13 protein-coding genes are annotated in these 12025 nt (G+C 72.4%); 6 read left to right on the plus strand and 7 right to left on the minus strand.

Annotation, left to right across the window (positions count from 1 at the left end; translation table 11 throughout):
• The first annotated feature begins 500 nt into the window (after nucleotides 1-500).
• Nucleotides 501-980 carry a MarR family winged helix-turn-helix transcriptional regulator gene (locus ACWCPW_RS37615; protein WP_449766077.1) on the plus strand — a complete coding sequence of 160 codons (480 nt, stop codon included), beginning with the start codon at nucleotides 501-503 and terminating at the stop codon, nucleotides 978-980.
• Between the two features lie 144 nt (nucleotides 981-1124).
• The gene (locus tag ACWCPW_RS37620) at nucleotides 1125-2108 is read left to right on the plus strand and encodes an NAD-dependent epimerase/dehydratase family protein (RefSeq protein ID WP_449766078.1); all 984 of its coding nucleotides are present in this window, start codon (nucleotides 1125-1127) and stop codon (nucleotides 2106-2108) included.
• 39 nt (nucleotides 2109-2147) lie between these two features.
• Here the strand turns inward: ACWCPW_RS37620 and ACWCPW_RS37625 are convergent, their stop codons facing one another.
• The gene (locus ACWCPW_RS37625) at nucleotides 2148-2714 is read right to left on the minus strand and encodes a TetR family transcriptional regulator (RefSeq protein ID WP_449766079.1); all 567 of its coding nucleotides are present in this window, start codon (nucleotides 2712-2714) and stop codon (nucleotides 2148-2150) included.
• A gap of 51 nt (nucleotides 2715-2765) precedes the next feature.
• Between ACWCPW_RS37625 and ACWCPW_RS37630 the strand changes: the two genes are divergently transcribed.
• Nucleotides 2766-3281 carry a GNAT family N-acetyltransferase gene (locus ACWCPW_RS37630; protein ID WP_449766080.1) on the plus strand — a complete coding sequence of 172 codons (516 nt, stop codon included), beginning with the start codon at nucleotides 2766-2768 and terminating at the stop codon, nucleotides 3279-3281.
• 39 nt (nucleotides 3282-3320) lie between these two features.
• On the opposite strand, the gene ACWCPW_RS37635 is transcribed toward ACWCPW_RS37630, so the two are convergent.
• The 3 genes from ACWCPW_RS37635 to ACWCPW_RS37645 all read right to left on the minus strand — a co-directional run bounded on the left by ACWCPW_RS37635 (nucleotide 3321) and on the right by ACWCPW_RS37645 (nucleotide 6345).
• Complete coding sequence (locus ACWCPW_RS37635; protein ID WP_449766081.1) at nucleotides 3321-3749, minus strand: ATP-binding protein; 429 nt, start codon at nucleotides 3747-3749, stop codon at nucleotides 3321-3323.
• A gap of 317 nt (nucleotides 3750-4066) precedes the next feature.
• The gene (locus ACWCPW_RS37640) at nucleotides 4067-5131 is read right to left on the minus strand and encodes a zinc-binding dehydrogenase (RefSeq protein ID WP_449766082.1); all 1065 of its coding nucleotides are present in this window, start codon (nucleotides 5129-5131) and stop codon (nucleotides 4067-4069) included.
• 44 nt (nucleotides 5132-5175) lie between these two features.
• A complete protein-coding gene (locus ACWCPW_RS37645; RefSeq protein ID WP_449766083.1) occupies nucleotides 5176-6345 on the minus strand; it encodes an LLM class flavin-dependent oxidoreductase in 1170 nt (389 codons plus the stop codon).
• 61 nt (nucleotides 6346-6406) lie between these two features.
• Here ACWCPW_RS37645 and ACWCPW_RS37650 point away from each other — a divergent pair, with 61 nt between their 5' ends.
• The 3 genes from ACWCPW_RS37650 to ACWCPW_RS37660 all read left to right on the plus strand — a co-directional run bounded on the left by ACWCPW_RS37650 (nucleotide 6407) and on the right by ACWCPW_RS37660 (nucleotide 8936).
• Nucleotides 6407-7282, plus strand: a complete 876-nt coding sequence (locus tag ACWCPW_RS37650; RefSeq protein ID WP_449766084.1) for a PaaX family transcriptional regulator — start codon at nucleotides 6407-6409, stop codon at nucleotides 7280-7282.
• Between the two features lie 206 nt (nucleotides 7283-7488).
• Nucleotides 7489-7875: an ArsR/SmtB family transcription factor gene (locus ACWCPW_RS37655; RefSeq protein WP_395867061.1), complete on the plus strand. Its 387-nt coding sequence runs from the start codon at nucleotides 7489-7491 to the stop codon at nucleotides 7873-7875.
• Nucleotides 7872-8936: a cation diffusion facilitator family transporter gene (locus ACWCPW_RS37660; RefSeq protein WP_449766085.1), complete on the plus strand. Its 1065-nt coding sequence runs from the start codon at nucleotides 7872-7874 to the stop codon at nucleotides 8934-8936. Before ACWCPW_RS37655 ends, ACWCPW_RS37660 begins: the two co-directional genes overlap by 4 nt.
• A 124-nt stretch (nucleotides 8937-9060) precedes the next feature.
• On the opposite strand, the gene ACWCPW_RS37665 is transcribed toward ACWCPW_RS37660, so the two are convergent.
• From ACWCPW_RS37665 to ACWCPW_RS37675, 3 genes are all read right to left on the minus strand, one after another.
• The gene (locus ACWCPW_RS37665; RefSeq protein WP_449766155.1) at nucleotides 9061-9795 is read right to left on the minus strand and encodes a type 1 glutamine amidotransferase; all 735 of its coding nucleotides are present in this window, start codon (nucleotides 9793-9795) and stop codon (nucleotides 9061-9063) included.
• Entirely contained in the window at nucleotides 9795-11084 is a 1290-nt protein-coding gene (locus ACWCPW_RS37670) for a MurT ligase domain-containing protein (RefSeq protein WP_406299826.1), read from the minus strand. Before ACWCPW_RS37670 ends, ACWCPW_RS37665 begins: the two co-directional genes overlap by 1 nt.
• A gap of 232 nt (nucleotides 11085-11316) precedes the next feature.
• Nucleotides 11317-11997 (minus strand): uracil-DNA glycosylase, encoded by a 681-nt coding sequence (locus ACWCPW_RS37675; RefSeq protein WP_449766086.1) that lies wholly within the window; start codon nucleotides 11995-11997, stop codon nucleotides 11317-11319.
• Nucleotides 11998-12025: the final 28 nt, after the last annotated feature.

Here is a 12025-nt window from a genome sequence, read left to right on the forward strand (position 1 = left end):
CGGTGTCGGTCTCGTCGCACGCGCGGATGATGGGGTCCCAGTGGTCGCGGTTCCACAACGACGGCAGGCCGATCGCGTGCGGGCGCTCGGGGAAGCAACGCTGCGGGACACGACTCTGGCGCGTCGGCCTGGTTGTCTTCGCGACTCGGGTGGTCCGGCCTGGTTGTCTTCGCGACCCTGGCGGCCCCGCCCGGCCGTCCCCGCGACTCCCGCATCCCCCGGCCGTCCCCGCGACCCTGGCGGCCCCGCCCGGCCGTCCCCGCGACTCCCGTACGTCAGCCCCACCGTCCCCGCGACTCCCGCAGCCCCGCCCCACCGTCCCCGCGACTCCGACACGTCCGTCTCGCGTCTCGCCTCTCGCCTCTCGCGTCGCGCCCGCGCCCGCGCCGACCCGCTCCCGCCACGCCGACCACACGCCCGCGTCGTTCCCCGTCGTACCTGACGGGACAATGGGCGCACCCGGATCCACTCGGATCCCCGCTCCCCGGGACGTGACACGCGTGAGTTCGCCGGAATCCACCTCGGCGCCGATCGGCGACCTGTTCATGCGCGTGGCCAAGCGCATCCGGGTCCGCGCCGGCCGGGAACTCGCCCCGCTGGGCCTGACGCCGGCCCAGGCGCACGCGATGAAGGTGCTCGCGCATGCCGACGAGCCGCTGCGGATGGCGGACCTGGCCGCGCGGCTGGAGATCGTGCCGCGCTCGGCGACCACCGTCGTGGACGACTTGGCCGCGCGTGAACTGGTCCGCCGCAGCACCTCCGAGCTGGACCGGCGCGCGACGCTCGTGGAGCTGACCGAGCGGGGGCGGGCCGAGCTACGGCGGATCCGGGCGATTCGGCAGGGGGCCGGGGCGGCGGTGTTCGATCGCCTGGGGGAGGCGGACCGGGCCGAGTTGTTTCGGTTGTTGCGGTTGGTGGACCGGGAGTTGGTGGAGGGGGACGCCGCGGGGGAGCCGTGCTCGCGGCGAGGGGCCGGGTGAGCGGTGGGTGTCTTCGCCAAAAGGTGATTCCGCCAAAGGTGATTCCACCAAAGGTGATTCCACCAAGGGTGATTCCGCCGAGAGCGATTCCGCCGAGAGCGTGACGTGGTTGTGGGGGAGGGCGGGGGCGGGCAGGGTCGGGGCATGCGACTTTTGATTCTGGGTGGGACCGCGTTCGTGGGGCGGGCCGTCACCGACGCCGCGGTGAATCGGGGCTGGGATGTGACCGTGTTCAATCGCGGTCGGCAGGAACTTCCGGATGGTGTGCGCTCGTTGGTGGGGGATCGGACCGCCGAGGGCGGCTTGGCGGCGTTGGCCGGTGGTGAGTGGGACCTGGCGGTGGACACCTGGAGTGCCGCGCCGCGGGTGGTTCGCGACTCGGCCGACCTGTTGGCCGATCGTGTCGGGCGGTACGCGTACATCTCGAGTTGCTCGGTGTACGACCAGCCGACGCCGGCCGGGCAGGGGGAGGAGGCTCCCCTGGTCGAGGGGTCGCCCGACGACGGTGATGTGGCCTACCCGAACGCCAAGCGCGGGGCGGAGATCGCCGTCGAGCGCGCGTTCGGGGATCGGTACGTGCACGCGCGTGCCGGGTTGATCCTGGGGCCGCGGGAGAACATCGGTCGGCTGCCGTGGTGGCTCAACCGGATCACTCGGGGCGGCCCGGTTCCGGCGCCGGGACCGCGGGAGGCCGAGCTTCAGTTCATCGATGCCCGTGACCTGGCCGAATGGACCCTGGACGCGGCCGAGGCCGGTCGTAGTGGCGCCTACAACCTGATCAGCCCGACGGGCCACAGCACGATGGGCGAACTCCTCGAACTGTGCGTTCGGGTCACCGGTTCGGACGCGGAACTGCGCTGGATCGATCCCGACACGATTTTGAAGGCTGGTATCGAGCCGTGGCTCGAACTGCCGATCTGGGTTCCGGCCGGTGAGGACTACGACAGCATCCACCGGCGGGACGTGCGCAAGGCACTGGGCGCCGGGCTGCGTGTGCGGCCGGTGGAGGAGACCGTGGCGGACACCTGGACCTGGCTCCGCTCGGTGAACGGCATCGTGCCGCAACGCTCGGACCGACCGGTGGTGGGACTGCCGCCGGAGAAGGAGGCCACGATTCTGGCGGGCTGAGCCGGGCCCGGCCCGTCTTCACCGGAGCGCGCGTACCCGTCAGTGCGGGAGGGCGTGGTCCAGGAAGGACGTCCACGCGGCCTGGACTCGTTCGTGGTGTCGAGGGGTGTCCGCGGCGAGGTGATCGAGGAGGAGGCCGCGCAGGACGGCCAGGACCAGGGTCGATGGGACGGGGTGCTCGGCGAGGACGCGGTCGAGCGGGGCGAGCCAGTCGTCCAGGGACTTGCCGGCGAAGTCGGACCAGGGGCCGTCGGGGGCGTCGAAGGAGCGGACGTAGCCGTCGAAGAACAGCCGGAGGGCGCCGCGGCGTTCGGGGACGACGAGCCAGGTCCACAGCAGGTCGAGGGTTTCCCGGGCGGTGCCGGGGTGATCGTCGGCGCGTTCGACCAGGGCGAGTTGTTCGACGCGACCGACGGCGAGGATCTCGCGGATCAGGCCCTCCTTCGAGCCGAAGAGGTAGAGCAGGACGCGCGGGCTGGAGCCGATCGCCTGGGCCAGCGGGCGCAGCGAGAGTTCGGCCAGGCCGTGTTCGGCGACGTAGGCCACGCTCGCGGCGAGCAGGTCGGCGCGGCGGGCGGAGGTGGGGGGTTTCGCGTCTGCGGTCACCCGCCTATCCTCTACTGAAACGACTGTTTCAGTGAAGGGGGGTTCGGGACCATGACCTCGACACCCGACCCGGCGGCGGTGAGCATTCGTGACGCGACCCGGCCGGGTGATCTCGGGGCGATCGCCGCGTTGCACGGGGTGCTGTACAGCCGCGAGTACGGGATGGACACGACCATGGAGGCCGAAGTCGCGGCCGGGATGGCCCGACTCGTGCTGGCCCGGGCACGGGAGGGCGACGACGGGCCCGGGCGGATGTGGGTCGCGGAGGACGCGCGGCGGGTGCTGGGCGGGATCGGGTTGACCCGCGAGGAGGACGGGTGGACGCGGCTGCGCTGGGTGATCCTGGATCCGGTCGCGCGCGGACGCGGCGTGGGTGGCGCGTTGCTCGACACCGCGCTGGCCGAGGCCCGTCGGCGCGACGCGGTCGGGGTGTACCTGTGGACGATCGCGGGCCTGGGCGCGGCCAGGCACATGTACGACCGGGCCGGATTCACCCTGACGGAGGAGCATCCGGCCCGCGCCTGGGGGATCGACGCCGTCGAGCAGCGCTTCGAGGTGAAGTTGTGATCGGCGACGGCGGGCACGACCCGCACGTCCGCGAGCGGTTCAGCGCAGGGGCAGGGTCACCCACACGGTTTTGCCGCCGGTCGTGTCCGGCTGGATCCCCGCGTACCCGCCGGCCTCCGCGACCAGGGCCTTGACGATCAGCAGGCCGCGCCCGCTGTCGTCGTCGACCGTCTCCAACAGCGCCTTCGGGCAGAACGGATGCCGGTCGTGCACCCCCACCTGCACGCCACCCTCGGCGGTGCCGCGCACGGTGACGCCGATGGCGGGGGTCAGCACTCCCGCGTGCCGGACCGCGTTGGTCACCAGCTCGGATACGACCAGGCGCAGGGTGTCCACGAGGTCGCCGTGCGCGGGCATACCCCAACCGACGGCGATCGCGACCACCTTGCGGCGCGCCGCGGACACTTGCGCCTCGTGCGGCGGCAGATCGAACCGACACACCGGATCGGCATCGTTGAGCACGGTCATGCCGCGCCTCCCGAGCCGGTGGCGGTCACACGATGGACGGACACGGCACCGTGACGGTGCCCGGTGTGGCTCATGATGTCCCCGATGGCGGGTGTACGGATCTTCCGAGGGAATTCCCTCGGAGCGTACCGATTCCGACACCCGGCGCGTCCAGTTTGCGACACTTCCACACCCCGCTCGGCGGGGCGTTCGGGGGCGTACGCCGGCGAAACGCCCTGGCGGGCGCGCCGCCCGTGCACGACGCGCGCCAGGGTCGGCCGACCCGGGTCCACTCGTACGCGTGACATCCGCCGAGGCCCGGGCCCCGGCGTCCGGCGCTACGCCGTGGCGGGATGCACGCCCGAGCCCTCCAGGTGCGGTCGGACCAGGACCTTGACGTGCTCGTCCGGCCGACCCAGCGTGTCGATCGCGGCGGCCACCCCGGCGAAGCCGACCTGCCCGGTGACCAGCGACGCCGCGTCCACACTGCCCGCGGCGATCCGGGCCAGCGTGCGGGGGTACTCCTCGGGCGGATAGGTCAGGCACATCTTGACCGTGAGGTCCTTGTAGATGCCCACCACCGGCCGGAAGGTGTCCTCGGTCATGCACACCCCGATCAGCAGCACGGTCGCGCCGCGCGGCGCGGCGTAGGTGATCCGGTCGAACATGCCGGCCTTGCCCGAGCACTCGAAGACGGTCAGCGGTTGTCCGGGCTCGGCGACCTCGCGCCACGCGAGGAACGGGTCCCGCTCGGCCGGGTCGACCACGACGTGCGCGCCGAACGCGCGGGCGAGTTCGCGGCGGCGCGGCGAGGGCTCGGAGACCACCACCGGTGCCACGCCGCGCTCGACGAGGCCGGCGATCGCGCCCAGGCCGATCGGACCGGCGCCGATCACGATCGCCGCGCCGCCCCGCTCCGCGCCGGAGCGGGCCACGTTGCCGAAGCCGACCGCGAGCGGCTCGGTCAGCGCGGCGATCTGCGCCGGTACGTGCGAGGGCACCTTGACCAGGGCCGCGGCCTGCATGACCATGCGCTCGCCGAAGCCGCCGGGGAAGGTGTTGGAGTAGCCGATCGTGCGCAACACACCACCGCCGTCCAGCGCCCACGGCAGACCGACCACCACCTCGCCCTCCTCGAAGCCGGTCACGCCCGGGCCGGGTCGCACCACCCGTGCGGACAACTCGTGGCCCATCACCAGGTCGGCGTCGGGGTCGAAGACGAACGAGGGCGTGTCGGAATCGATCGAGGCCCGGAGGAACTCGGCGGTGTGCTTGTACGCGGACAGGTCCGAGCCGCAGATCCCGCAGGCCACCGTCTCCACGAGCACCTGCCCCTCGCCGGGTTCGGGGGCCGCGATGTCCTCGACCGTGAACGCGCCGCCGCGCAGTACCGCTGCTCGCATGATGGGTCATCTCCCTGGTGAGTCGACGAACGTGGACCGGGTGTTCAGGAGGCGGCGGGCGGCGTCATCGCGGCCACGACCGCCTGGCGCAGCGCGCCGATGAAGCGCTCGCTGTTCTCGTTCGCCCAGGCCATCGAGGCCTGCCGGGGCCGGTTGGCGCCGGTGAAGTGCGGCACGACGTACTCGGCGAACAACTCGTAGCTGCGCCGCTTGTCCGCGGGGCGGGCGATCGGCAGGTCGAGCAGGAGCAGCGTGCCGAAGCCGCCGGAGTGCTCGGCCATCGCGGTGACGCGTTCGATCGCCTGCGCGGGCGTGCCGATCATCGCGACGCCGAAGGTGGGGAAGCCCTCGCCGGTCCACCGCGCGACGGCCTGCCGGGCGGTCGCGCCCCAGGGCATGGTCATCCCGGACAGTCCCTGGATGTAGTCGACGAGGTGGTGCACGCCGTACTCGGCCTGCTCGCGCGCGGCCTCGGTGGTCTCCGCGAGGTGCATCGGCACCACCAGTCGCCAGCGCTCGCGGTCGGCGACATGGCCGTGCTCGGCGCAGGTCTTCGCGTACACGTCCCAGTTCGCGGCCAAAGCGGCGAGGCCCGACGGGTCGGCGGCGGCGAGCGAGAGTAGGCCCATGCCGTGGGTGCCGGCCTGTACCGACCCGGACGGCGAGACGGTGGAGGCGCACACGGTCTCGATGCCGTCGCGGGTGTACGGGGCCAGGTGCAGCCGGGCCTGGTCCAGGGTGAACCAGTCGGTCTTCATGGTCACCGTCTCGCCGCGCAGCAGCGGCACGATCGCGGCCAGCGCCTGGGCCATCATGCTTCGCTGGCGCATCGGGTCGATGCCCATCATGAAGGCGTCCGAGGCCAGTTGGCCCGGGCCGGAGCCGAACATCACCCGCCCGCGCGATTGCAGGTCCAACTGCACGATGCGGTCCGCCAGGACCAACGGGTGGTGGTACGGCAGCGAGTTGACGCCGGTGCCGAGCCGGATCCGGGTGGTGCGTTCGGCGGCGGCGGCGATGAACACCTCGGGCGAGGCGATCGTCTCGTACCCGGCCGAGTGGTGCTCGCCGATCCACGCCTCCTCGAAGCCGAGCGCGTCCAGGTGCTCGACCAGGTCGAGGTCCCGGCGCAGTTGCAGCGCGGGGTTGCCGTCGATGCCGTGGTAGGGGGCGATGAAGGCGCCGAAGCGGGTCGGGGGAGCGGCTGCGGACACGTGTGGAACCCTTCATAAGAACATAGGACACAAGAACATGCTTGAATGAGTTATGTCCTACATGGAGGATGACGAGGAAACAAGGGGCGCCGGCCGCACGGCGCCGCGCACCCGGCGCACCGCCGACGGCGGGCCCAGCGCGCGCACGTTGTTGTTGACCGTGCTGGGGGAGTACGTGCGCTGGCCCGGGCACGACGGCGTGTGGTCGCCGACGGCGGTGGCCGCGCTCGGCGCGCTCGGTGTGCCGGAGGCGGCGACCCGGCGGGCGATCACCCGGCTGACCCGGGAGGGCTGGCTCTCGGCCCGGGCGCAGGGGCGCTACACCCGGCTGACCCTCGCGCCGTCGTTGTACCGGCTGCTCACCGGGTGGACCGAGCGGCTGTCCCGGGCGACGCGGGAGACGCCCTGGTCGGGGCAGTGGCAGCAGTTGCTCCTGCGGCCTCCGGCGGCACTGCGCGAGGCGCGCGCGGTGGTCGAGGAGCAGCTCGCCTTCGAGGGCTTCGGCGATCTGGGCCGGGGGGTGTGGATCGCGGCGGACCCGGGCGGGGTGGACGCGCTGCGGGCGCTGATCGACGAACGCGGGCTGACCGGGCACGCGACCTGGATGACCTCGACGGTGTGCGACGCGGCGCGCGAACGGGCGCTGGTCGACCAGGCGTGGGACCTGGGCGCGGTACGGGCGGACCTGGAGGCGTTCGTGAACCGATTCACCGATGCGCGGGCGGGCACCGACGAGGAGGCGTTCGAGCTGCGCACCCGGCTGGTGCACGCGTGGCGGCTGACCTTCGAGCGCGACCCGCGGCTGCCCGCGGCGCTGCTCCCGGCGGACTGGCCGGGGCCGGCCGCGAGCGACCTGTTCGTGGCCACGTGGCGACGGATCCACGCGCCGGCGCAGCGGTGGTGGGCGCACCTGGACCGGGATCCGCGGCAGGGCTGACGTCGTCCCCGGCGGACCTCGTCCCGGCCGATGCCCCACCGGCCGGGACGAGGTCCGTTCTCGTTCTCGGGTCGCTCGGTGGCCCGGCGCGCTTGCGAAGGGATACCCCCACCCCCTACCGTCTTCTCATGCTCGTATGAAGAGCTGTTCAGACGTTACGATGTCCGAGTCGATGCGACGGCGGACGTGATGGTGGAGGTGACCCGGTGGCGCAGCCGGTGAACGCGGATCTGGTGGACTCGGTGCGGTCGCGGCTGCCCGACGGCCCCCATCTGGCCGAGACCGCGGACGTGTTCGCGCTGCTGGGCGATCCCGGCCGGCTGACCCTGCTGGTCGCGCTCCTGGAGGGCGAGCTGTGCGTGCGCGACCTGGCCGCCGCGTGCGGGCAGGGCGAGTCGGCGGTCTCGCACCAGCTTCGGCTGCTGCGCGCGCACCAAGTGGTGACGGTGCGCCGGGAGGGCCGATTGGCCTACTACCGGCTCGCGGACGCCCACGTGCGCCTGCTCCTGGACGTGGCGCTGGCGCACATCGGCCACGCCCCCGCCACCGATCACACCGGCTGCGCGAGCGAGATTCCCGGAGGGATTTCATGACCACCCGCGAGCACGACCACGCCCCGGGCGCGCCCGGATCCACGGCACCGGCCGGCGAGTCGCACGGTGCCCATGCCGCGCACGACGGCCACGGCCACGACGGCCACGACCACGGGGGATCCGGGCACGCGGGTCACTCGCACGGTGTGTCCCCGGACGCGGACCGGCGCTACCTGACCGCCGCGCTCGTACTGATCGGCGCGTTCATCGTGGTCGAGGTCACGGTCGGCATCCTGGCGAACTCGCTCGCGCTGATCACCGACGCCGGACACATGGTCACCGACGCGTTCGCGATCGGTCTCGCGCTGGTCGCCATGCGGCTCGCGGCCCGACCCGCGCGCGGGCGCTGGACGTACGGATTCAAGCGCGCCGAGATCCTGTCCGCGCAGGTCAACGGCATCACGTTCCTCGTGCTCGCGGTGTGGTTCACCTACGAGGCGGTTCGCCGGTTGATCTCGCCGCCCGAGGTCGAGGGCTCGCTGGTGATCGTCACCGCCGCGGTCGGCATCGTGATCAACGTGATCGCGGCGTGGCTGATCTCGCGGGCCAACCGCTCCAGCCTCAACGTCGAGGGTGCCTACCAGCACATCCTGAACGACCTGTGGGCGTTCATCGCGACGCTGATCTCCGGCATCGTGGTGCTGAGCACCGGCTTCGCCCGGGCCGACGCGATCGCGTCGCTGATCGTCGCGGCGTTGATGCTCAAGTCCGGTATCGCGCTGGTCCGCGAGTCGTGGCGGATCTTCCTGGAGGCGGCCCCCGCGGGCATCGAGCCGGACGCGGTCGGCAGCGACCTGGCCTCGGTCGAGGGCGTCACCGAGATCCACGACCTGCACATCTGGACCATCACGTCCGGCTTCCCGGCGCTGTCCGCACACGTCCTGGTCGAGCCCGGCGACGACTGCCACCGGGTGCGCGACCGGCTCCAGGAACGGCTGCGCGAGCGGTACGCGATCACCCACACCACGCTCCAGGTCGACCACGCCGACCCGGCGGTGCTGGCGATCGGCACGACGCGGGGGCACTGCGAGGACCCGCACGGGGCGGTGCACACGCCCTGACGGGCGGGGCGGACGGCCGAGGGGCCCGGGTACCGATCGGCGGTACCCGGGCCCCTCGGCCGTGTTCCCTCGTGCTCGGTCGGCCTCGCTCGGTTCGAGCGTGCTCGGTTCGAGGCGGCCTCGCTCAGTTCGAGGCGGCGGCCCGGACCGTGCGCAGGCGCTCGGAGCGCAACTGCTCGTGCCAGTGGTCGCCCAGCGGGGTCAGCGGCACGCCGGTGGCCCAGGTGAGCAGCAGGTCGGCGAGCGCCGGGTTGCGCGACATCACCGGCCCGTGCATGTACGTGCCGATCACCCGACCCGCGTAGGCGCCCTCGGTGCCGTCGCCGGTCCCGTTCCCGTTGCCGTGGGTGACCCTGGCCAGCGGCTTGGCGCCGGGGCCCACGTGGGTGACGCCCTGGTGGTTCTCGAAGCCGGAGAGCACCGGCAGGCCGAGCGCCGGGTCGACCTCGGCCAGCACCTCGCCGACACAGCGCTTGCCGGGCGCGCCCCGGCCGGAGCGCACGTCCAGCAGACCCAGGCCCGCCTCGGGCTGGTCCAGGTCGTCGATGAACTCGTTGCCGATGATCTGGTATCCGGCGCACACCGCGAGCAGCGCGGCGCCGGCGCCCACGGCGGTGGACAGACCCGGGTCGCGGCGCAGCCGTTCGGCGGCCAGGCGCTGCGGCCGGTCCTCGCCGCCGCCGATCAGGTAGATGTCACCGGAGGTGGGCACGGGCTGGTCGGAGCGCACGTCCACGCGCTCGACCTCGATGCCGCGCATCAGCGCGCGCCGCTCCACGATCAGCGCGTTGCCCTGGTCGCCATATGTGCTGAGCAGGTCCGGGTAGATCCAGACCAGGCGCAGCCTGCTCTCACCGATCATGCCTGTGCCGCTTCCTTGATCGTCTTGCGAAGCTGTTGGAACGCCGTGTAGTTGGCGATGACCTCGATCTGGCCGGGCGGCGAGGCCGCGACCGCCTGGGCGAGCGTCTCGAAGACCTGGAACTGCAGGCCCGCGACCTCCAGCCGGACGGCCAGGTCGAGCCGGCGCTGGCCGAGGACGAACAGCGGGCGGCCGGCGAGCTGGGTGAAGTCGACGTCCCAGATCCACGAGGTGTCCTTGCCGTCCGCGTCGAGCGCGTTGACGGACAGGATCACCGGGGTGGGCGGCGGGTCGATCAGCGAGAAGGTCTCGACCCAGCCGGCCGGGTTCTTCGCGAGCAGCAACCGCAGCTTGCGACCCAGGTAGTCGACCACGTCGTAGCGGCCGGCGACGGCGGTGACGTGCTTCATCCGCTCCAGGGCCGCGTCCACGGGCACCCCGAACAGCGACGCGACGGCCGCGGCGGTGACCGCGTTGGCCCGGTTGGCGCGACCGGGGAGCTGGAGGTGCAGCGGCCACACCTGTCCGTCCGGGTCGACCATGCGGTCCCCGGCGAGCGACCAGGTGGGCGAGGGACGGCGGAAGTCGCACTCCGAGCAGAACCAGTCGTCGCCCGGACGCTGCATCACGCCGCCGCACTGCGGGCAGGACCAGGAGTCCTCCTGCCAGGTCTGCCCGGCGGCGACCCACAACACGTCCTTGCTGGAGGAGGCGGCCCACACGATCAGCGGGTCGTCCGCGTTGGCGACCACGATCGCGTCGCGCCCGCGCAGGCCCTCGCGCCACTTCTCGGCGAGCATCCGGGTCTCGGCGGCGCGGTCGAGCTGGTCGCGGGAGAGGTTGAGCAGCGCGATGGCGACCGGGTCGGAGTCGCGGGCGACACCGGCGAGATACTTCTCGTCGACCTCGATCACGCCGTAGCGGGCCTCGTTGCCGGCACCCGCGAGCGCGGAGGTGATTCCGGCCGGCATGTTCGCGCCCAGCGCGTTGGACACCACGGGACCCGCCGCGCGCATCGCCTCGGCGACCAGGCGGGTGGTGGTGGTCTTGCCGTTGGTCCCGGAGATCAGCACCACCTGCAGGTCCACCGACAACTGCGCGAGCAGGTCCGGAGCGAGCCGCAGCGCGAGCTTGCCCCCGATGACCGAACCGCTGCCCTTGCCGGCGCGTCGCGAGATGGCCGCGGTCACCCGACTCGCGGTGATCGCCAATTTGGAACGCGGCGGCAACGCCTTGGGGGAGCGCTGCGGCGCACCCCCCTGGCCGGGAACGCTATTGCCTGACATCGAAGAAGGTTCCTCCAAGCGACGGCCCCGACCGGCGGTGGCCCATGACCGGTTGTACCGGCCGCCACCCTATAGGCGTGGACGCGCGCGGTGGTTGTCGTGGTTGCGCCCTGTCCGGGTCGCGAGGGTGCGTCCGCCCACACCGTCCGCTCGCGCGGGTCGGGGTTTCGCGGCGGATGGGCACGCGTGATCCGGGCGCGTGGCCCGGAGCGCGCGGGTTGGTGCTTTGGGGTTACGGAAGGCGCCAGTCGATCGGTTGTGCCCCCTGGGCCACCAGCAGGTCGTTGGTGCGGGAGAAGGGTCGGGAGCCGAAGAAGCCGCCGGCGGCGGACATCGGGGACGGGTGGGCCGACTCCACCACCGCCGCGCCGGGACCCAGCAGCGGCCGGGCGTTGCGGGCGTCGCGGCCCCACAGGATCGACACCAGCGGAGTGCCGCGCGCCGCGAGGGACTTGATGGCCTGCTCGGTGACCTCTTCCCAGCCCTTGCCGCGGTGGGCGGCGGGGCGACCGGGGGCGGTGGTCAGTGCGCGGTTGAGCAGCAGCACACCCTGGGAGGCCCACGGGGTCAGGTCGCCGTTGGTGGGCATCGGCAGGTCCAGGTCGCGGTTCAGCTCGGTGAAGATGTTGATCAGCGAACCCGGCAACGGCCGTACCTCCGGGGCGACCGCGAAGCTCAGTCCCACCGCGTGCCCGGGGTTGGGATAGGGGTCCTGACCCACGATCAGAACCCGCACATCCGCGAACGGCTGCGTGAACGCCCGCAACACGTTCGCGCCCGCGGGCACGTAACGCCGCCCCGCGGCGATCTCTCCTCGCAGGAAGTCGCCCATGGCGGCCACGCGGCCCGCCACCGGTTCCAGGGCCTTCGCCCATCCTGCCTCGACAATTTCGCCCAACGGCCGTGCCACCATGGGAGTTGAGCATAGGGCAAACGGGTGA

The sequence above is a fragment of the Embleya sp. NPDC001921 genome (assembly GCF_053594475.1).